The 20,953-nt window shown below is 57.6% G+C and carries 15 protein-coding genes; 6 read left to right on the forward strand and 9 right to left on the reverse strand.

Annotated features, from left to right (window positions below; genetic code table 11):
• The first annotated feature begins 11 nt into the window (after window positions 1-11).
• Window positions 12-251 carry a [Fe-S]-dependent transcriptional repressor FeoC gene (feoC, locus tag HV355_RS09580; RefSeq protein WP_010436421.1) on the forward strand — a complete coding sequence of 80 codons (240 nt, stop codon included), beginning with the start codon at window positions 12-14 and terminating at the stop codon, window positions 249-251.
• Here feoC and bioH read toward each other — a convergent pair.
• On the reverse strand, window positions 223-1,005 hold the full coding sequence (gene bioH, locus HV355_RS09585; protein WP_108417711.1) for a pimeloyl-ACP methyl ester esterase BioH: 783 nt from the start codon (window positions 1,003-1,005) through the stop codon (window positions 223-225). The two genes, feoC and bioH, sit on opposite strands and share 29 nt — an antisense overlap.
• A 36-nt stretch (window positions 1,006-1,041) precedes the next feature.
• On the opposite strand from bioH, the gene gntX reads away from it, so the two are divergent.
• The 3 genes from gntX to gntT all read left to right on the forward strand — a co-directional run bounded on the left by gntX (window position 1,042) and on the right by gntT (window position 4,045).
• Complete coding sequence (gene gntX / locus HV355_RS09590; RefSeq protein ID WP_182401693.1) at window positions 1,042-1,725, forward strand: DNA utilization protein GntX; 684 nt, start codon at window positions 1,042-1,044, stop codon at window positions 1,723-1,725.
• Between the two features lie 61 nt (window positions 1,726-1,786).
• A complete protein-coding gene (gene nfuA, locus HV355_RS09595; protein WP_010436427.1) occupies window positions 1,787-2,362 on the forward strand; it encodes a Fe-S biogenesis protein NfuA in 576 nt (191 codons plus the stop codon).
• 366 nt (window positions 2,363-2,728) lie between these two features.
• Complete coding sequence (gntT, locus tag HV355_RS09600) at window positions 2,729-4,045, forward strand: gluconate transporter (RefSeq protein WP_182401695.1); 1,317 nt, start codon at window positions 2,729-2,731, stop codon at window positions 4,043-4,045.
• An 86-nt stretch (window positions 4,046-4,131) separates the two neighbouring features.
• On the opposite strand, the gene malQ is transcribed toward gntT, so the two are convergent.
• Together malQ and malP are read right to left on the reverse strand one after the other, a co-directional pair.
• Window positions 4,132-6,213: a 4-alpha-glucanotransferase gene (gene malQ, locus HV355_RS09605; protein ID WP_182401697.1), complete on the reverse strand. Its 2,082-nt coding sequence runs from the start codon at window positions 6,211-6,213 to the stop codon at window positions 4,132-4,134.
• Window positions 6,214-6,222: 9 nt separating this feature from the next.
• Window positions 6,223-8,616, reverse strand: coding sequence for a maltodextrin phosphorylase (malP, locus tag HV355_RS09610; RefSeq protein ID WP_182401699.1), 2,394 nt, complete (start codon window positions 8,614-8,616; stop codon window positions 6,223-6,225).
• A gap of 574 nt (window positions 8,617-9,190) precedes the next feature.
• On the opposite strand from malP, the gene malT reads away from it, so the two are divergent.
• On the forward strand, window positions 9,191-11,896 hold the full coding sequence (gene malT, locus HV355_RS09615) for an HTH-type transcriptional regulator MalT (RefSeq protein ID WP_089598550.1): 2,706 nt from the start codon (window positions 9,191-9,193) through the stop codon (window positions 11,894-11,896).
• A gap of 82 nt (window positions 11,897-11,978) precedes the next feature.
• Here malT and HV355_RS09620 read toward each other — a convergent pair whose 3' ends face one another.
• Genes HV355_RS09620 through glpE form a run of 3 tightly spaced genes read right to left on the reverse strand, consistent with a single transcriptional unit; the run spans window position 11,979 to window position 13,964 of the window.
• Window positions 11,979-12,737 carry a DeoR/GlpR family transcriptional regulator gene (locus HV355_RS09620; protein ID WP_008503060.1) on the reverse strand — a complete coding sequence of 253 codons (759 nt, stop codon included), beginning with the start codon at window positions 12,735-12,737 and terminating at the stop codon, window positions 11,979-11,981.
• 16 nt (window positions 12,738-12,753) lie between these two features.
• The gene (gene glpG, locus HV355_RS09625) at window positions 12,754-13,584 is read right to left on the reverse strand and encodes a rhomboid family intramembrane serine protease GlpG (RefSeq protein ID WP_182401701.1); all 831 of its coding nucleotides are present in this window, start codon (window positions 13,582-13,584) and stop codon (window positions 12,754-12,756) included.
• Window positions 13,585-13,631: 47 nt separating this feature from the next.
• Window positions 13,632-13,964, reverse strand: a complete 333-nt coding sequence (glpE, locus tag HV355_RS09630; RefSeq protein WP_006177908.1) for a thiosulfate sulfurtransferase GlpE — start codon at window positions 13,962-13,964, stop codon at window positions 13,632-13,634.
• A 188-nt stretch (window positions 13,965-14,152) separates the two neighbouring features.
• Between glpE and glpD the strand changes: the two genes are divergently transcribed.
• Complete coding sequence (gene glpD / locus HV355_RS09635; RefSeq protein ID WP_108417706.1) at window positions 14,153-15,661, forward strand: glycerol-3-phosphate dehydrogenase; 1,509 nt, start codon at window positions 14,153-14,155, stop codon at window positions 15,659-15,661.
• 87 nt (window positions 15,662-15,748) lie between these two features.
• Here the strand turns inward: glpD and glgP are convergent, their stop codons facing one another.
• Genes glgP through glgC form a run of 3 tightly spaced genes read right to left on the reverse strand, consistent with a single transcriptional unit; the run spans window position 15,749 to window position 20,943 of the window.
• Window positions 15,749-18,196 (reverse strand): glycogen phosphorylase, encoded by a 2,448-nt coding sequence (gene glgP, locus HV355_RS09640; RefSeq protein WP_182401703.1) that lies wholly within the window; start codon window positions 18,194-18,196, stop codon window positions 15,749-15,751.
• An 18-nt stretch (window positions 18,197-18,214) separates the two neighbouring features.
• On the reverse strand, window positions 18,215-19,648 hold the full coding sequence (gene glgA / locus HV355_RS09645; protein WP_089598546.1) for a glycogen synthase GlgA: 1,434 nt from the start codon (window positions 19,646-19,648) through the stop codon (window positions 18,215-18,217).
• Window positions 19,648-20,943, reverse strand: coding sequence for a glucose-1-phosphate adenylyltransferase (gene glgC, locus HV355_RS09650; protein ID WP_042718928.1), 1,296 nt, complete (start codon window positions 20,941-20,943; stop codon window positions 19,648-19,650). The genes glgA and glgC overlap by 1 nt, the downstream gene beginning before the upstream one ends.
• Window positions 20,944-20,953 lie beyond the last annotated feature (10 nt).

Here is a 20,953-nt window from a genome sequence, read left to right on the forward strand (position 1 = left end):
GGGGCAAACAGATGGCATCGTTGATTCAGGTTCGTGATTTACTGGCGTTACAGGGGCGCATGGAGGCAAAACAGCTCAGCCTCAGCCTGCATACGCCCCAGCCGATGATCGATGCCATGCTGGAAAGACTCGAAGCGATGGGAAAAGCCGTGCGCATTCAGGAAGAGCCGGACGGTTGTTTGTCCGGCAGCTGTAAACGTTGCCCGGAAGGGAAAGCCTGCCTCAGGGAGTGGTGGGCACTGCGCGAATAAAGCCGGACAGCGCCGAACAAAACTCGCCAGGGTGCGAGATAAACGGCGCGTGTGCCGCTTTAGCGACCACCAACGATTGGCTCTCCGGCCACAGATCATCCAGCAGCGGAACCACCTTGCGCGGCACCAGCCCGTCCAGATAACCATAAATACGAAGATGCGGGACCGCCAGCGACGCCAGCGGTTCACGCAGATCGACCGTTTTCAGGATCTCAAGCCCCCCGTTAAGCACCTCAACGTCAGGCATCGGCAGCGAGAGCACGGTCTGCTTCAGCGTGCGCGCATCCTGACGCGCGGTTTCTGTTCCCATCGTCTGCAGCGCGAGAAAACGTTCCACCGTCCGCTGGAAGTCTTCGCTTAGCTGCTGCTGGAACCCGGCCAGCACTTCAGGCTTGATACCCGGCCACGCATCCTGCGCGCTAAAACTCGGGGACGAGGCCACGGTAACCAGCGCGCTCACGCGCCCGGGGTTATCCAGCGCAATTTTGCTTGCCACCAGCCCACCCAGGCTCCAGCCCAGCCAGACGGCGTTTTGCGGCGCGGCATCCAAAACCTGCTGCGCCATCTCATCAAGCGACATCGCGCCAAAGCCGCGACTACGGCCATAGCCCGGCAAATCCACCAGATGCAGCGTAAATTGCGAGGCGAGTTCCTCACTTACGCAACGCCACACTTCCGCATTCAGTCCCCATCCGTGCAGCAGCACAAGATGACAATTTCCCGTCCCGACGGTCTGCCACCACAGCGTCTTCATCAGCTATCGTTCTCTTTTTTTACATGGAGGTTGCCTATGCTAACAGTGCCCGGCTTGTGCTGGCTATGCCGAATGCCGCTTGCGCTCAGCGCGTGGGGGATGTGTTCCGTCTGTACCCGCTCGCTGGAAGGACGAATCGCCGGGTGTCCGCAGTGTGGGTTACCGGCGGTCAGCCTGGCGATCCCCTGCGGTCGCTGCCTAAAAAAAGCGCCGCCGTGGCAAGCGCTTGTGGCGGTGGATAATTATGTTCCGCCGCTCAGTTCACTTATCCACGCACTGAAGTTTTCCCACCAAAGCGTACTGGCGACGCCTCTTGCCCGCTTGCTGCTTCTCGCCGTTTTGCAGGCACGACGAACGCGCGCGCTGCCGCGGGTCGACATGCTGATGAATGTCCCCCTGCACCACCGTCGCCACTGGCGGCGCGGCTATAACCAAAGCGACCTGCTCTGTCGTCCGCTCGCCCGCTGGCTCGGATGCCGTTACGCTGCCTCAGCGCTCAGTCGCGTGCAGGCAACCGCAATACAGCATCAGCTCAGCGCGCGGCTTCGCAAAAGGAACCTGAAAAATGCCTTCCGCCTTGAATTGCCGGTTCACGGCCTCCATATCGCGCTTGTGGATGATGTCGTCACCACGGGCAGTACCGTTGCTGAACTTTCCCGACTGCTTTTGCAAAGCGGCGCCGCGTCGGTTCAGGTATGGTGTCTGTGCCGTACCTTGTAGCCCTTCTTCAATGGGCGTATGATTATACCCAGGTAATTTAGTCAACTATTAGGTCAAAGCTATGATCCGTATTTCCGATTCTGCACAAGCGCACTTTGCCAAATTGCTGGCAAATCAGGAAGAAGGGACGCAGATCCGCGTGTTTGTGATCAATCCAGGCACTCCGAATGCAGAATGTGGTGTCTCGTATTGTCCTCCGGACGCTGTGGAAGCAACTGACACCGCCCTTAAATTTGAACAGCTCACCGCGTACGTCGATGAACTGAGCGCGCCGTATCTTGACGATGCGGAAATCGACTTTGTCACCGACCAGCTGGGCTCTCAGCTGACCCTGAAAGCACCGAACGCGAAAATGCGTAAAGTGTCTGACGATGCCCCGCTGATGGAGCGCGTTGAGTATCTGCTGCAATCGCAGATCAACCCACAGCTGGCAGGACACGGTGGCCGTGTAACCCTGATGGAAATCACGGAAGACGGTCTGGCGATCCTGCAGTTCGGCGGCGGCTGTAACGGCTGTTCTATGGTCGATGTGACCCTGAAGGAAGGGATCGAGAAGCAGCTGCTGAACGAATTCCCGGAACTGAAAGGCGTGCGCGATCTGACCGAGCACCAGCGCGGCGAGCACTCTTACTACTAATTCAGTACCCGTCTGTCTTGCCCGGTGGCGCTGCGCTTACCGGGCCTACAAAACAGTTACTGCATCCGAATCGTAGGCCGGGTAAGGCGAAGCCGCCACCCGGCTTTTGTTTTCCCGCAGCCCCCCCTCTATATGTTGACCTGCGTCTCATAATTCAAATTTAGCCTCCCAGGGTGATTCTCAATCACATCATGTTACCCGTATCATTCTCGTGGGCACTCAACACCCTTATAACAGCCGACTAAACTTAATGGTTTCGCAGGCATCAGTATGAGTGCCGTTAACGCTCTGTTCCCAGTTGGGACAATCGGAATTTGTCGTTGAAACAATGACGTTACCCATAACAATTCAAAGGCCAGGTAAATCATGCCATTAGTCATCGTCGCTATCGGTGTTGTGTTATTACTGCTCTTGATGATCCGTTTCAAAATGAACGGATTTATCGCTTTGGTTCTGGTGGCACTTGCAGTCGGTCTGATGCAAGGGATGCCGCTGGTGAAAGTCATCAGCTCGATTAAAGCCGGTGTCGGCGGTACGCTCGGCAGCCTGGCGTTGATCATGGGCTTCGGCGCCATGCTCGGCAAAATGCTGGCGGACTGCGGGGGTGCGCAGCGCATCGCCACCACGCTGATCGCCAAATTCGGTAAACAGCACATTCAGTGGGCCGTGGTCTTAACCGGTTTTACCGTCGGTTTCGCGCTGTTCTATGAAGTGGGCTTCGTGCTGATGCTGCCGCTGGTGTTCACCATCGCGGCTGCGGCAAATATCCCGCTGCTATATGTCGGTGTGCCAATGGCTGCGGCGCTGTCCGTGACCCACGGCTTCCTGCCGCCGCACCCGGGCCCAACCGCTATCGCCACCATTTTCCACGCAGATATGGGTAAAACCCTGCTGTTCGGTACGATTCTGGCAATCCCAACCGTGATTCTGGCGGGCCCGGTTTATGCGCGCTTCCTGAAAGGCATTGATAAGCCGATTCCTGAAGGGCTGTACAGCGCCAAAACCTTTACCGAAGAAGAGATGCCTGGCTTTGGCGTCAGCGTCTGGACCTCTCTGGTGCCGGTCATTCTGATGGCGATGCGCGCCGTGGCGGAGATGGTCCTGCCAAAAGGTCACGCGTTCCTGGCCGTTGCGGAATTCCTGGGTGACCCGGTGATGGCAACACTGATTGCGGTGCTGATCGCGATGTTCACCTTCGGCCTTAACCGCGGTCGTTCAATGGATCAGATCAACGACACGCTGACCTCTTCCATTAAAATCATTGCCATGATGCTCCTGATCATCGGCGGTGGCGGTGCGTTCAAGCAGGTTCTGGTCGACAGCGGCGTGGACAAATACATCGCTGCCATGATGCATGAAACCAACGTGTCGCCGCTCCTGATGGCCTGGTCTATTGCTGCCGTGCTGCGTATTGCGCTGGGTTCTGCAACCGTTGCGGCGATCACCGCAGGCGGTATCGTTGCCCCGTTGATTGCGACCACGGGCGTAAGCCCTGAGCTGATGGTTATCGCAGTCGGTTCCGGTAGCGTGATTTTCTCTCACGTGAACGATCCGGGCTTCTGGCTGTTCAAGGAGTACTTCAACCTGACGATCGGTGAAACCATCAAGTCCTGGTCCGCGCTGGAAACCATTATTTCGGTGTGCGGTCTGGTCGGGGTTCTGCTGTTGAATATGGTGGTTTGATGTAAAAAAGCCGGGTGGCGCTGACGCTTACCCGGCCTACATTCTATTCCCTCTCCCTCTGGGAGAGGGTTAGGGTGAGGGTGAAACTACCGCTTCTTACCCACCGCTCTTCTGCGCTTGTCCAAATCCTTAATCAGCCTGTTCACCCCGTCATCGGCAAACATCTTCTCAAGCGTTGTGGACAGCTTGCGACGCCAGTTCTTGTACTGATAGCTGGTGCCCGGGATGTTCACCGGCTCCGCCATATCAATCCAGTCTTCCGGCTGCAGGCCCAGCAGAGCGCTGTTACTGTCGGCAATATAGCGCTGCAAACCACGATTAAGCGTGGAGGTCATCGACATCAACGACGCCTTATGCCCGGCGCGTTTCGGCAGACAGCCATGCTTGTGCAGCGCATCCAGCAGCCCCTGTTTGGAGAGTTCGCGATCCTGATACAGGCCGCGCAGAACCTCTTCATCAGGATAGAGTCCCAGCGTTTTACCGAGCGTCAGGTCGCCGCTTTCCCAATAGCCACGAAGCGTAGGAAGGTCATGCGTCGTCGCGACTGCCATTGACTGTTCAGGGTACGCTTGCGGCGCGCGGAAGGTTTTCTCATGGTCGTTTTCAAAATAGAGCACTTTGTAGGAGTAGACGCCGCTGTCGCGGAGCTTACTGACAATTTCCACCGGCACGGTACCGAGATCCTCACCGATCACCATGCACTGGTGACGCTTACTTTCCAGCGCCAGGATCGACAGCAGATCGTCAACCGGGTACTGCACGTACGCCCCGTGGTCGGCCGTTTCACCGTACGGGATCCACCACAGGCGCAGCACGGACATCACGTGGTCGATACGCAGCGCCCCGCAGTTCTGCATGTTCGCGCGCAGCAGGTCGATAAACGGCTCGTAGGCGCGCGCCGCCATCACGTGCGGATCCATCGGCGGCAAGCCCCAGTTCTGGCCGAGCGGGCCAAGGATATCCGGCGGCGCGCCGACGGAGGCTTTCAGACAGTAAAGCTCGCGGTCACACCAGGTTTCCGCACCGCCTTCCGCCACGCCAACGGCCAGGTCACGATACAGGCCAATCGGCATCTTGTAGCCCTGGCTCACCTGCCAGCAGGCGGCAAACTGGCTGTACGCCAGCCACTGCAGCCATAGGTAGAAGTCCACCTCGTCAGCGTATTTTTTGCAGAAGGCTTTCACTTCAGGCGTGTCGACGGTCTGATACGCTTCCGGCCAGACCGGCCAGCCCCAGCGCATTTCGTCCTCTTTCACCTGATACGCGTGCAGCGCATCAAACGCCGCCTGCCAGTACAGGCTTTCGCCCTCCTGGGTGACAAACTGACGGAAGGCCGTCATCTGCTCGTCATCGCGCTTCGCAAAACCTTTCCATGCCAGACGCAGTGCCGCCATTTTCAACGCGGTGACGGTGGCGTAGTCCACCCAGTCGGCGTCGCGCGCCTGCTTCAGCGCGTGCTGCGTGGTACTGAGGTTCCACCACGCTTGCGCCTCTTTGCTGTTTTTGAAGTCATCTAACGCGTTAACGTCGATGTAAATCACGTTCAGCCAGCGACGGGACGACGGGCTGTACGGGCTGGCACTTTCCGGGTTCGCCGGATAAAGCGCATGGATCGGGTTGAGGCCGATGAACGCGCCGCCGCGCTCGCCCACATCCACCAGCATCTTTTTCAGGTCGCCAAAATCACCGATGCCCCAGTTGTTGTCCGAACGGAGGGTGTAGAGCTGCACGCAGGCGCCCCACAGCTTTTTACCTTCGAGCAACGCCTGCGGCTCGTAGCAGCGTTTTGGCGCGACGATCACCCGGCAGTGGAAACGCAGGTCATCCTGGGTGAGCGTTAAGGTGTGATAGCCCTCCGGCAGCTTCGCCGGAAGGTTGAGCGTTTTGCCACCGGTCGCGTGGCCTTTGTGCTGATGCCCCTCTTCGGTGGTGAGCAGCCAGCTAAACTCGCCGCGCCCCTCCACCGCCAGCGGCATCTTTTTGCCTGCGGTGAAGACCTTCACGTTCGGCACCGGTGCAACCGACGCTTTCGCGTCGGCTTTGTGCATGGCATCCAGCAAACGTCTTTTGGTGTCGGCGCCAATAGACTGCGGTTTGCCGTGCGCATTGATGTAACTGAGGCTGATCCCCGCCGCCTGCGCGGCACTGTCCAGACGTTTACTCTCCATCGCGCTTCCTTAGCGTTTTGCCTGCCAGATACGGGCCTGATAATCACGGATTGAACGGTCAGAGCTGAACATGCCGCAGCGGGCGGTGTTCAGGATGCACGCGCGGGTCCACGCTTCCTGGTCGCGATACAGCACGTCGACCTGTTTTTGCGCTTCAACGTAGGCCGTGAAGTCCGCCATCACCAGATACGGGTCACCGCCGTGTTTGTCCATGCTGTGCAGCATCTGGTCAAACGCGTGCTTGTCGCCGTCGCTGTATTTGCCGCTTTCCAGCTCTTTCAGCACCGCGTCCAGCACTTTGTCTTTCTTACGCCATTTCACCGGGTCGTAGCCTTTGGCCTTGATGGCTTTCACCTCTTCCACGGTATGGCCGAAGATGAAGATATTCTCTTCACCGACCTTCTCGGCGATTTCGACGTTTGCTCCGTCGAGCGTACCGACGGTCAGCGCGCCGTTCAGCGCCAGCTTCATATTGCCGGTACCGGACGCTTCTTTCCCTGCGGTAGAGATCTGCTCGGAGATATCCGCCGCCGGGATCAGCATTTCAGCCGCCGAGACGCAGTAATCCGGCAGGAACACGACCTTCAGCTTGTCGCCCACTTTCGGATCGCTGTTGATCGCCGCCGCCACTTTGTTGATGGCGAGGATAATGTTTTTCGCCAGGTAGTAGCCCGGCGCCGCTTTCGCACCGAACAGGAACACGCGCGGCACACGGTCGGCCTGCGGGTTCTCGCGGATCTCTTTGTACAGCGCCAGAATGTGCAGCAGGTTCAGGTGCTGACGTTTGTACTCGTGCAGGCGTTTGATCTGGATATCGAAAATCGCATTCGGGTTGATCTCAATTCCGGTGCGCACTTTCACAAACTCCGCCAGGCGAACCTTGTTCTCCAGCTTGATCGCGCGGTACTGCTCGCGGAACTTCGCGTCGTCGGCGTATTTTTCCAGGTTGATGAGCTGGTCCAGATCGTTGGCCCACTCTTTCTTCAGGGTCTTGTCCAGCAGGCCGGCCAGCAGCGGATTGCACTGCTTGATCCAGCGACGCGGCGTGATGCCGTTGGTCACGTTGTGGAATTTGGTCGGCCACAGCTGGTGGTATTCCGGGAACAGATCTTTGACCACCAGGTCCGAGTGCAGCGCCGCCACGCCGTTAACGGCAAAACCGCTGACAACGCACATGTTCGCCATGCGCACCTGCTTATCGTGCACCACCGCCAGCTTCGCCCAGACCGCTTTGTTGCCCGGCCAGGTTTTATCCACCAGCGTTTTAAACTGGTCGTTAATCTTGTTAATGATCTGCATATGACGCGGCAGCAGCGTTTTCACCAGCTTCTCATCCCAGCACTCCAGCGCTTCCGGCATCAGGGTGTGGTTGGTGTAGGCAAAGGTACGGCTGGTGATGGCCCAGGCGTCGTCCCAGCTAAGCTGATGTTCGTCGATCAGCACGCGCAGCAGTTCCGGGATGGCAATGGTCGGGTGCGTGTCGTTGAGCTGAATCACTTCGAAGTCCGGCAGCTGCGCCAGCTTGCGGCCCGCCAGGTGATGGCGACGCAGAATGTCCGCCACGGAGCAGGCGCACTGGAAGTACTGCTGCATCAGGCGCAGCTTTTTACCCGCCAGGTGGTTGTCGTTCGGGTAGAGCACTTTGGTCAGCTTCTCGGCGTCGATACCCTGCTGCTCGGCGCGCAGGAAATCGCCGTCGTTGAATTTGGTCAGGTTAAACGGATGCGCGTGCTTCGCCTGCCACAGACGCAGCGGCTGCGCCATGCCGTTACGGTAGCCGAGCACCGGCAGATCCCAGGCTTCACCGGTGAGGGTGAATGCCGGTTCCCAGAGTCCCTGCTTAGTGACTTTCCCGCCAATGCTGACCTGCACATCGAGCTGCGCGTTGTGGCGGAACCACGGATAGGTGTTGCGATGCCAGTCGTCCGGCGCTTCCATCTGATGGCCGTCGGCAAATGACTGACGGAACAGGCCATACTGATAGTTCAGACCATAGCCAATCGCGGACTGACCAACGGTTGCCATAGAGTCAAGGAAGCAGGCTGCCAGGCGCCCCAGACCACCATTCCCCAGCGCCGGGTCGGTCTCTTCTTCCAGCAGGTCGGTCAGGTTAATGTCGTGTTCTTTCAGCACATCGCCGACGTCCTGATACCAGCCGAGGTTCAGCAGGTTGTTGCCGGTCAGGCGGCCAATCAGGAATTCCATCGAGATATAGTTCACGTGACGCTGGCCCTTAACAGGCTTCGCCACCGGTTGAGCATCCAGTTGCTCTGCGAGCGCACCGCTCACCGCCTGCCACCACTGGTGAGGCGTCATCTCGTTTGCAGCACGAAGGCCAAAACGCTGCCACTGACGTGTCAGGGCAGCCTGGAATTGAGCTTTGTTGAAGGTAGGCTGTGACATAGGGAATTGGCATCCTGTAGAAAGAAAACACATGTTGGCGCTAGTGTGCCTGGCTCATTCCGCCTCTTCCTCCTCCTGTGGGGGATTAGACAGGGAGGAGTAGCGGGGATGAGCATAAAAGTGTGATCGAGGCCACTCTGTAAGTGTGCACGGCGGGAGAAAAGATATCCTGGAAGAGTGTCAAAAAAATGAAATGCAGTTTCGTAAGAAATTATTCCTCGCGGAAATGATTACTTACGTACAATAATATTTCTGCAATCGGGTAATAACTAAGGCGATTATTAATTTCCCTTAACTTTACCAGCAGTATATTAAATTTAACGTCACTGTCCCTTTCTGAAACCAGTTTCAGCGCAGCCGCAACACAACCATACAAGCCAGCATTGACGGGGCATCAAAGACCTTTCCAGAAAGTTCCATCATCTGCCTGAATGTTTTGTGACAGAGTGCAAATTCACAGCCACCAAATCCAGACATAACTTGCAATAGTTAACTTATTGGCCGACCTTATATCCATTAATTACGAAGCGCAAAAAAAATAAAATCTCTCGTTCCCCACAGTGAAGTGAAACCTATGTTGATTCCGTCTAAATTAAGTCGCCCGGTTCGTCTTGACCATACAGTGGTCCGCGAGCGTCTGCTGGCTAAACTTTCCGGCGCGCATAATTTCCGACTGGCGCTGGTTACGAGTCCTGCAGGTTATGGAAAAACAACGCTCATTTCACAATGGGCCGCAGGTAAGAGCGATCTCGGCTGGTACTCCCTTGATGAGGGCGATAACCAGCAGGAGCGTTTTGCCAGCTATTTGATTGCCGCCATTCAACAGGCCACCAACGGACACTGCGTCGCCAGTGAGGTGATGGTGCAAAAACGCCAGTACGCCAGCCTGTCTTCCCTTTTCTCACAGCTGTTTATCGAACTGGCAGAATGGCATCGTCCGCTTTATGTGGTGATTGATGACTATCATCTGATCACAAACCCGGTGATCCACGAGTCGATGCGCTTCTTCCTGCGCCATCAGCCGGAAAACCTGACCTTAGTTGTCCTGTCGCGTAACCTGCCGCAGCTGGGTATTGCCAACCTGCGCGTGCGCGATCAGCTTCTCGAAGTGGGCAGCCAGCAGCTGGCCTTCACCCACCAGGAAGCGAAACAGTTCTTTGACTGCCGCCTGACCTCACCGATTGAGGCCGCCGAAAGCAGCCGCCTGTGTGATGATGTCGCGGGCTGGGCCACGGCGCTGCAGCTTATCGCGCTCTCTGCCCGGCAAAACAACAGTCCGGCGCATCAGTCTGCGCGACGTCTGGCGGGCATCAACGCCAGCCACCTTTCTGATTATCTGGTGGATGAGGTGCTGGACAGCGTCGATCCCTCCACCCGTAATTTCCTGCTGAAAAGCTCCCTGCTGCGTTCCATGAACGATGCGCTGATCGTGCGCGTTACCGGCTGTGAGAACGGTCAGCTACAGCTTGAAGAGATTGAACGTCAGGGCCTCTTCCTGACGCGCATGGACGACCCCGGTGAGTGGTTTAGCTATCACCCGCTGTTTGGCAGCTTCCTGCGCCAGCGCTGTCAGTGGGAACTGGCGGTTGAACTGCCGGAAATTCACCGCGCCGCTGCCGAAAGCTGGATGGCACAAGGCTTCCCGAGCGAGGCCATCCACCACGCGCTGGCCGCCGGTGATGCCAGCATGCTGCGCGATATCCTCCTCAACCATGCATGGGGCCTGTTCAACCACAGCGAGCTGACGCTGCTCGAAGAGTCGTTAAAAGCTCTGCCGTGGGAAAGCCTGCTGGAGAACCCGCGTCTGGTGCTGCTTCAGGCCTGGCTGATGCAGAGCCAGCATCGCTACAGCGAAGTTAACACCCTGCTGGCACGCGCCGAGCAGGAGATGGAAAGCGAAATGGATGCCACCCTGCACGGCGAGTTCAACGCCCTGCGCGCTCAGGTGGCCATTAACGACGGCGACCCGGACGAAGCTGAACGGCTGGCGATGGTCGCGCTGGATGAACTGCCGCTGGCTAACTTCTACAGCCGCATCGTTGCGACCTCGGTGCACGGCGAAGTACTGCACTGCAAAGGCGACCTCACCCGTTCGCTTTCACTGATGCAGCAAACCGAGCAGATGGCACGTCGGCACGATGTCTGGCACTACGCGCTGTGGAGCCTGATCCAACAGAGCGAGATTTTATTTGCGCAGGGGTTCCTGCAGGCCGCCTGGGAAAATCAGGAAAAAGCGTTCCAGCTGATTCGTGAACAGCATCTGGAACAGCTGCCGATGCATGAGTTCCTGTTGCGTATTCGCGCGCAGCTGCTGTGGGCATGGTCACGTCTGGACGAGGCCGAAAGCTGCGCCCGTCAGGGTGTAGACGTACTCTCCAGCTTCCAGCCGCAGCAGCAGCTGCAGTGTCTGGCGCTGCTGGTCCAGTGTTCGCTGGCGCGTGGGGATCTGGATAATGCCCGCAACCACCTTAACCGCCTGGAGAACCTGCTCGGCAACGGTCAGTACCACAGCGACTGGGTATCAAACGCCGATAAGGTTCGGGTGATTTACTGGCAGATGATCGGCGATAAAAAGTCCGCCGCCAACTGGCTGCGTCAAACGCCGAAACCGGAATTTGCCAACAACCACTTCCTGCAGAGCCAGTGGCGGAACATTGCCCGCGCGCAGATCCTGCTGGGTGAGTTTGAACCGGCTGAGATCGTGCTGGAGGAGTTAAACGAAAACGCGCGCAGCCTGCGGCTGATGAGCGACCTGAACCGCAACCTGCTGCTGCTGAACCAGCTCTACTGGCAGGCCGGGCGTAAAAATGACGCCCAGCGCGTGCTGCTGGAAGCGCTACAGCTGGCTAACCGCACCGGGTTTGTCAGCCACTTTGTCATTGAAGGCGAAGTCATGGCGCAGCAGCTGCGCCAGCTTATTCAGCTCAATACGCTGCCGGAACTGGATCAGCATCGCGCTCAGCGTATTCTGCGCGAGATTAACCAGCACCATCGCCATAAGTTCGCGCATTTCGATGAGAACTTTGTAGAACGTCTGCTGAACCACCCGGAAGTCCCGGAACTTATCCGCACCAGCCCGCTCACCCAGCGTGAATGGCAGGTTCTCGGGCTGATCTATTCCGGCTACAGCAACGAGCAGATTGCCGGCGAGCTGGCGGTGGCGGCGACCACCATCAAAACGCATATCCGCAATTTGTATCAGAAGCTGGGTGTGGCGCATCGACAGGATGCGGTGCAGCATGCGCAGCAATTGTTGAAGATGATGGGGTACGGTGTGTAATTCATTGCCCGGCGGCGCTACGCTTGCACGGGCCTACGGGGTTTTGTAGGTCGGGTAAGCGTAGCGCCACCCGACACAATTCCTAGCACAATTCCAGCTGCAAATTATTATCTTTAATCACCTGCATCACGCCCGCTGGCGGCATCACGTCGGTATAAACCGCATCCACCATGCTGATGCTGCCCATGTTCACCATCGCGTTACGGCCAAACTTGGAATGGTCTACCACCAGCATCACGTGGCGTGAGTTTTCAATAATCGCGCGCTTGGTGCGCACCTCGTGATAATCAAACTCCAGCAGCGAGCCGTCGCTGTCGATGCCGCTGATCCCCAGAATGCCGAAGTCGAGGCGGAACTGAGAGATAAAATCAAGCGTCGCTTCGCCGATAATCCCACCGTCGCGGCTGCGCAGTTCGCCGCCCGCGAGGATGATGCGGAAATCGTCTTTCTGCATCAGGGTATTGGCCACGTTCAGGTTGTTCGTCACCACGCGCAGGTTCTCGTGATCCAGCAGCGCATGGGCTACCGCTTCCGGCGTGGTGCCGATATCAATAAACAGCGTCGCCCCGTTTGGGATCTGGCTGGCGACCTTGCGGGCAATCCGCTCTTTCTCTGCCGTCTGCGTGGCTTTACGGTCATGCCAGGAGGTATTGACCGAGCTGGACGGTAGCGCCGCCCCGCCGTGGTGGCGCAGAATGCGGTTCTGATCGGCCAGGTCGTTCAGGTCACGACGGATGGTTTGTGGACTGACGGCAAACTGCTCCACCAGCTCTTCGGTGCTGACGTATCCCTGTTTTTTAACCAGTTCGATAATGGCGTCATGACGTTGTGTTTGTTTCATCAATTATCCCTGAGAATTATGTTCGTTTTCGCGCATGGAGCGTGTCGGCGAAGGCCATCGCCAGCCCCACGGCCAGCCCGGTGACGTGCGCACCGTTGGCAATAGACATACCAAACAGATCAAACCATCCGGCAATTAGCCATACTAACGCAAAGGTTATCAATCCGCGTTGCAGATAGATGCCGCTTTCAGGGTCGCGTTCGCCTCTGAGCCAGACATAGCCCATCAGGGCGTACACCACGCCTGACAATCCGCCAAACCACGGGCCGCTGAATTTATGCTGCACATAGCCGCTCAGCAGGGCGCTAATAATGGTGATAACGATCAGCTTGCCGCTGCCGAGTCGCTTCTCCACGATACCGCCGAGATACCACCACCACAGCAGGTTAAAGAGGATGTGCATCACCGAGAAGTGCATCAGCGCGTGGGTAAAGTAGCGCCAGACGTCAAACTGCAGCGACGGATCGTACGGCCACGCCAGGGCAATCATTACGCTCTGGTCGCCCGCCACGTTCATAATGATGAAGACGATAATGCAGGCCGCCATCAGCAGCAGCGTAAACGGCCCTGCGCGTTCGCGGATGGTGGCAAGGAAAGGAAAACGACTGTAGTGCAACCCGCTGCCGGTGTGGCCGGATTGCCAGCTTGCCGCCAGATAGCGCGGATCGCCAGGGTTCTCAAGGAAACGCGCCAGTTCTTCATTTACGCGCGCGGCCTGGCTCTCGTCGGCCAGCCAGACGTCGGTCTGGTTATGTTGCTGAATGGTCAGGATAACGCCCTGCGTCGCCATATAGTCGACAAACGCCTGGGCGACGCGCGGGTTGGTAAAGGAGGTAATCATCAACATGGGCGACGGTCGCTTATTTCCACACAAAAGGGGACAGTATAGCGGGATCAGCGCTCAAAAGCGTATTCCACTTCTGCCGGGAAATGACGATGCCATGCATCGAAGCCGCCGTCGACGCTGTACACCGCGTCGTAACCCTGCTGAAGCAGATACTGCGCCGCGCCTTTGCTGCTGTTGCCGTGGTAGCACATGACCATGACCGGCGTCTCGAAGTCGTTATCGCGCATAAACGCGCCCAGCGTGTCGTTGGTGAGATGGAACGCGCCCGGCGTGTGGCCCATCGCAAAGCTTTGCGGATCGCGGATGTCCACCAGCACCGCTTTTCCCTGGTGCATCTTCTGGTGGGCTTCTTCTACGTTAATACATTCAAACTGATCCATGGTGTTCTCTTTACTGTGGTCAACGACAAGATTTTACCCCGTAGTGTACGTCCTGGCGGCGGGTAAACGCCATTATGTTATCCATATCACTCTAAATTGTTTTTTTGATGTTACCAAAAGCGCGTTCCTTTGCTATTATGAGCGATATCGAACATTTCTGAGCTTTAACGAAAGTGCGTGAGGGTGTTATGGAAACCAAAGATCTGATTGTGATAGGCGGTGGCATCAACGGTGCCGGTATTGCGGTCGATGCCGCAGGACGCGGTTTATCCGTGCTGATGCTGGAAGCTAACGATCTCGCCTGCGCGACCTCGTCCGCCAGCTCCAAACTGATCCACGGTGGCCTGCGCTACCTGGAACACTACGAATTCCGCCTGGTCAGTGAAGCACTGGCCGAACGCGAAGTGCTGCTGAAAATGGCCCCGCATCTGGCTATTCCGATGCGCTTCCGCCTGCCCCATCGCCCACATCTGCGTCCGGCGTGGATGATCCGAATTGGTCTGTTTATGTACGATCATCTGGGTAAGCGCACCAGCCTGCCGGGTTCGAACGGTTTGCGTTTTGGCTCAGAATCGGTCCTTAAGCCTGAAATCGTGCGCGGTTTCGAATATTCCGACTGCTGGGTGGACGATGCGCGTCTGGTGCTGGCGAATGCGCAGATGGTAGAGAAAAAAGGCGGCGAGGTGAAAACCCGTACCCGCGCCACCGCCGCGCGTCGTGAAAACGGTCTGTGGATTGTGGAAGCGGAAGACGTGGATACCGGCGAGAAGTTCAGCTGGAAAGCGCGCGGTCTGGTGAACGCCACCGGCCCGTGGGTGAAGCAGTTCTTCGATGACGGCATGCACCTGCCTTCTCCGTACGGCATCCGCCTGATCAAAGGCAGCCACATTGTGGTGCCGCGCGTGCATACCCAGAAGCAGGCCTACATTCTGCAGAACGAAGATAAACGCATCGTGTTTGTCATCCCGTGGATGGACGAGTTCTCGATCATCGGCACCACCGACGTGGAGTACAAAGGCGATCCGAAAAACGTCGAGATCGACGAAAGCGAAGTGAACTACCTGCTGAAAGTGTATAACGCGCACTTTAAGAAGCAGCTGGCGCGCAATGATGTGGTCTGGACCTACTCCGGCGTGCGTCCGCTGTGCGATGACGAGTCTGACTCACCGCAGGCCATCACCCGCGACTATACGCTCGATATTCACGACGTAGACGGCCAGGCGCCGCTGCTGTCGGTGTTTGGCGGCAAGTTGACCACCTATCGCAAGCTGGCCGAGCACGCGCTGGAAAAACTGGCACCGTACTATAAAGGCATTGGCCCGGCATGGACCAAAGGCGCGGTCCTGCCTGGCGGTGATATCGGCGATAACCGCGATGATTACGCCGCGAAGCTGCGCCGTCGTTTCCCGTTTATCACCGAAGGCATGGCGCGCCACTATGCCCGCACCTACGGCAGCAACACCGAGCTATTCCTGGGTGACGCGAAAGCGCTAGCCGATCTGGGCGAGCATTTCGGTCATGAGCTGTATGAAGCCGAGCTGCGTTACCTGGTGGAGCACGAGTGGGTTCGCCGCCTGGATGATGCCATCTGGCGTCGTACCAAAGAGGGGATGTGGCTTAACGCCGAGCAGCAGTCTCGCGTGGCGCAGTGGCTGCAGCAGCATGCGGGAAAGCGTGAATTGTCACTCGCGTCGTAATTAGAAAAAAGCCCGGTGGCGCTGCGCTTACCGGGCCTACGGGATCGAGTAGGCCGGGTAAGGCGAAGCCGCCACCCGGCTTTGTTTTTACAACCGCACCGGATCAATATGCCAGATCGTCTCGGCATACTCCTTGATGGTCCTGTCAGACGAGAAATATCCCATATTGGCGATGTTATGCATCGCGGTGATGGTCCACTTCTCCTGCTGACGATACAGCTCGTCCACCCGGTCCTGACAATCCACGTAGCTGCGATAATCCGCCAGCACCTGATAGTGATCGCCAAAGTTAATCAGCGAATCCACCAGGTCCCGGTAGCGTCCGGGCTCTTCAGGATTAAACAGCCCGGTCGCGATTTGGGTCAGCACCTGACGGAGCTCTTCATCCTCTTCATAATACTCACGCGGTTTGTAGCCCTGCCTGCGCAGTTCCTCCACCTCCTCCGTGGTATTACCGAAAATAAAGATATTCTCCTCCCCCACATGCTCCAGCATCTCGACGTTCGCACCGTCCAGCGTGCCGATGGTCAGCGCGCCGTTCAGGGCAAACTTCATGTTACTGGTGCCGGACGCTTCCGTCCCCGCCGTGGAAATCTGCTCTGAGAGATCCGCCGCCGGGATGATCAGCTGCGCCAGGCTCACGCTGTAGTTAGGGATGAAAACTACCTTCAGCTTGTCGCCGATGTCCGGATCGGTATTCACCACCTTCGCCACATCGTTAATCAGGTGAATGATGTGCTTCGCCATGTAATAGGCGGAAGCCGCCTTACCGGCAAAGATCTTCACGCGCGGCACCCAGTCAGCCGTAGGGTCGGCCTTGATACGGTTGTAGTGCGTGATCACATGCAGCACATTCATCAGCTGACGTTTGTACTCGTGAATACGCTTGATCTGCACGTCGAACAGCGCTTTCGGGTTCGCCACCACGTTCAGATGCATCGCCAGCCAGACCGCCAGACGCTTTTTGTTGAGGAGCTTGGCTTCACGCACGGCTTTATTCACCGTCGGGAAATCAATGTGCTGTTCCAGTTCGCTCAGGTGGCTCAAATCGGTGCGCCAGGTGCGGCCGATATTCTCGTCCAGCACGTCAGACAGCGGCGGGTTCGCCAGCGCCAGCCAGCGGCGCGGCGTAACGCCATTGGTCACGTTGCAGAAACGCGTCGGGAAAATCTTCGCAAAATCCGCAAACAGCGACTGCACCATCAGGTTCGAGTGCAGCTCCGACACCCCGTTGACCTTGTGGCTGATCACCACCGCCAGCCAGGCCATGCGCACGCGGCGACCATTGGATTCATCGATGATCGACGCACGGCTCAGCAGGCCAGTATCGTTCGGGTACTGCTCCTGCAGGGTCTTGAGGAAGTAGTCGTTAATTTCAAAGATAATCTGCAGGTGGCGCGGCAGAATTTTGCCGAGCATATCCACCGGCCAGGTTTCCAGCGCTTCGCTCATCAGCGTGTGGTTGGTGTACGAGAACACCTGACAGGTCACTTCAAAGGCGTCATCCCAGCTGAACTTATGTTCGTCGATCAGCAGGCGCATCAGTTCCGGAATGGAGAGCACCGGATGCGTGTCGTTGAGGTGAATCGCCGTTTTCTCCGCCAGATTGGCGTAGGTTTTGTGCAGCTGATGGTGGCGGCTGAGGATGTCCTGAATCGTCGAGGAGACGAGGAAATACTCCTGACGCAGGCGCAGCTCGCGGCCCGAGTAGGTCGAATCGTCCGGATACAGTACGCGGGACACGTTCTCGGAGTGGTTTTTATCTTCCACTGCCGCAAAGTAGTCGCCCTGGTTAAATTTACCGAGGTTGATCTCGCTACTGGCCTGGGCATTCCACAGGCGCAGCGTGTTGGTGGCGTCGGTGTCGTAGCCGGGGATGATCTGGTCATAGGCTACGGCGAGGATCTCTTCGGTTTCGACCCAGCGGGATTTTTTGCCTTCCTGCTGAATACGCCCGCCAAAGCGCACTTTATAGCGCGTGTTGTGACGCTTGAACTCCCACGGGTTGCCGTATTCCAGCCAGTAATCCGGGGACTCTTTCTGGCGGCCATCCACGATGTTCTGCTTGAACATGCCGTAGTCGTAGCGGATGCCGTACCCGCGGCCCGGCAGCGCCAGCGTCGCCAGCGAGTCAAGGAAGCAGGCAGCAAGACGTCCCAGGCCACCGTTTCCGAGGCCGGGGTCGTTCTCTTCGTCGATCAGCTCTTCTAAATCCAGCCCCATCTCTTCCAGCGCGGTTTTGACGTCGTCATAAATACCGAGCGACAGCAGCGCGTTGGAGAGGGTGCGGCCAATCAAAAATTCCATCGACAGGTAATAAACCTGACGCGTTTCCTGCGAGAGCTGGGCGCGGTTGGAGCGCAGCCAGCGTTCGACTAAACGGTCACGCACCGCAAACAGGGTGGCGTTCAGCCACTCGTGTTTGTTGGCGATAACCGGATCTTTCCCGATGGTGAACATCAGCTTGTAGGCGATGGAGTGCTTTAACGCCTCAACGCTGAGCGTGGGTGAAGAGTAGCTAAATGGAGCGTTCATATCAGTAACTTCGCCTCGTTACATCAAGCGTTGATAAAGGTCGCGGTAGGACTGCGCCGCAACGTGCCAGCTAAAGTCCATGGACATCGCCTGACGTTGTACGTAACGCCACAGCGATGGACGGGACCACAAGACGAACGCACGCCGAATCGCGCGAAGCAGCGACCAGGCATTACTGTCCTCAAAAACAAAGCCGCTGGCGATACCGTCCGCCAGGTTTTCCAGCGAGCTGTCGGACACCGTATCCGCCAGCCCACCCGTGCGGCGTACCAGTGGCAGCGTGCCGTATTTCAGGCCGTAGAGCTGCGTCAGGCCGCAGGGTTCAAAGCGGCTCGGCACCAGAATGACGTCTGCCCCACCCATAATGCGGTGCGAAAATGCTTCGTGATAACCAATCTGCACGCCCACCTGCCCCGGATGTTCTGCGGCGGCGGCAAGGAAACCTTCCTGCAGCACCGGGTCGCCCGCGCCGAGCAGCGCCAGCTGGCCGCCCTGCTCCAGGAGTCCCGGCAGCGCTTCGAGCACCAAATCCAGCCCTTTCTGGCTGGTCAGGCGGCTGACCACGGCGAACAGCGGCACCTTGTCGTTCACCTTCAGCCCCATCGCAATTTGCAGCTGGCGTTTGTTTTCGGCTTTGTCTTCCACCGAATCGCGGCCATAGCGCGCAGCCAGGAGGAGGTCGGTATCCGGACTCCAGATCTTTTCATCGACGCCGTTCAGAATGCCCGACAGACGGCCCTCACGGTGGCGCTGTTGCAGCAGCCCTTCCAGGCCGTAGCCAAACTCTGGCTGGGTGATTTCACGGGCGTAGGTTGGACTCACCGCCGTGATGTGATCGGCGTAGTACAGCCCCGCCTTCAGGAACGAGATCTGCCCGTTAAACTCCAGACCGTGCATGTTATAGAACGACCATGGCAGATCGATGTCATTCATATGATGGGCATAGTACATGCCCTGATACGCCAGGTTGTGCACCGTAAAGACCGATTTGGCCGGATGACCTTTCGCCGCCAGATACGCAGGCGCCAGGCCAGCATGCCAGTCATGCGCGTGTACAACATCCGGTCGCCAGAACGGATCCAGCCCGACGGCCATCTCCGCCCCCACCCAGCCGAGCAGCGCAAAGCGCAGCACGTTGTCGGTATAGGCGAACAGGTTCGTATCGTGATACGGACTGCCTGGTCGGTCGTACAGGTGAGGCGCGTCGATCAGGTAAATCCCTACGCCATTGTAATGTCCAAATAGCAGGGTGATGCGTCCGGCGAAGGTTTCACGGCGGGTAACGACCTTTGCATCAGGAATACCACGCCGGATATCCGGGAAAGCGGGCAACAGGACTCGGGTATCCACCCCACCGGCGATTTGCGCCGCCGGTAATGCGCCAAGAACGTCCGCCAGCCCGCCCGTCTTCAGCAACGGGAACATCTCAGAACATACGTGTAAAACCTGCATCATCGCTCCTGTTTGATTTGCAGCTTCCGCAACATTTCCCGTGTGACTAACACGATCCCCTCTTCAGAACGGTAGAAGCGACGCGCATCTTCTTCCGCGTTTTCACCAATCACCATCCCTTCAGGGATGACGCAGGCACGGTCGATCACGCAACGGCGAAGACGACACGAGCGCCCTACCCAGACATCCGGCAGCAGGACTGCCGAGTCGATATTACAGAATGAATTCACACGCACGCGGGGGAACAGCACGGACTGCACCACCACGGAGCCGGAGATAATGCACCCGCCGGAAACCAGCGAGTTCAGCGTCATTCCGTGGCTGCCGGAGCGATCCTGCACGAACTTCGCGGGCGGCAGCGATTCCATGTGGGTGCGAATCGGCCAGTTCTGGTCGTACATATCCAGTTCAGGCGTAACAGACGCCAGGTCGAGGTTCGCTTTCCAGTAGGCTTCCAGCGTACCGACGTCGCGCCAGTAAGGTTCCGCATTCGGGTCTGACTGCACGCAGGACAGCGGGAAAGGATGTGCATACGCCATGCCAGCTTTGGTGATTTTCGGGATGATGTCTTTACCGAAGTCGTGGCTGGAGTTTTCGTCTTTGTCGTCTTCTTCCAGCAGCTCATAAAGGTATTCTGCATCAAAGATATAGATCCCCATGCTGGCGAGCGATTTGGTGTCATCTCCCGGCATGGTCGGCGGGTTCGCCGGTTTTTCAACGAAGTCGATAATCTTGTCGTCGGCATCCACGTGCATCACACCAAACGCCGTCGCTTCAGCAACGGGCACCGGCAGACACGCCACGGTGCAGCGCGCCCCTTTTTCGACGTGGTCGATGAGCATGTGCGAGTAGTCTTGCTTGTAGATGTGGTCACCCGCGAGGATGACGATATATTCCGCGCTGTAGCGGCGAATAATGTCGAGGTTCTGGGTCACCGCATCCGCCGTGCCGCGATACCAGTTTTCCCCGTGAACGCGCTGCTGCGCCGGGAGCAGATCGACAAACTCGTTCATCTCTTCGCTGAAGAACGACCAGCCGCGCTGGATATGCTGCACCAGCGTGTGCGACTGATACTGCGTAATGACGCCAATGCGGCGAATGCCAGAGTTCAGGCAGTTGGAGAGCGCAAAGTCGATGATGCGGAACTTACCACCAAAGTGAACGGCCGGTTTGGCGCGCTTGATGGTCAAATCTTTCAGACGGGTTCCACGCCCGCCCGCGAGTATCAGGGCAACAGTTTTTAATGGTAGCTGGCGCGCCAACATTAAGGGATCGTTCTTCTCTAATCTAACCATGACTAACTCC

The organism is Enterobacter sp. RHBSTW-01064 (genome assembly GCF_014103035.1).
Taxonomy (GTDB): Bacteria; Pseudomonadota; Gammaproteobacteria; order Enterobacterales; family Enterobacteriaceae; genus Enterobacter; species Enterobacter mori.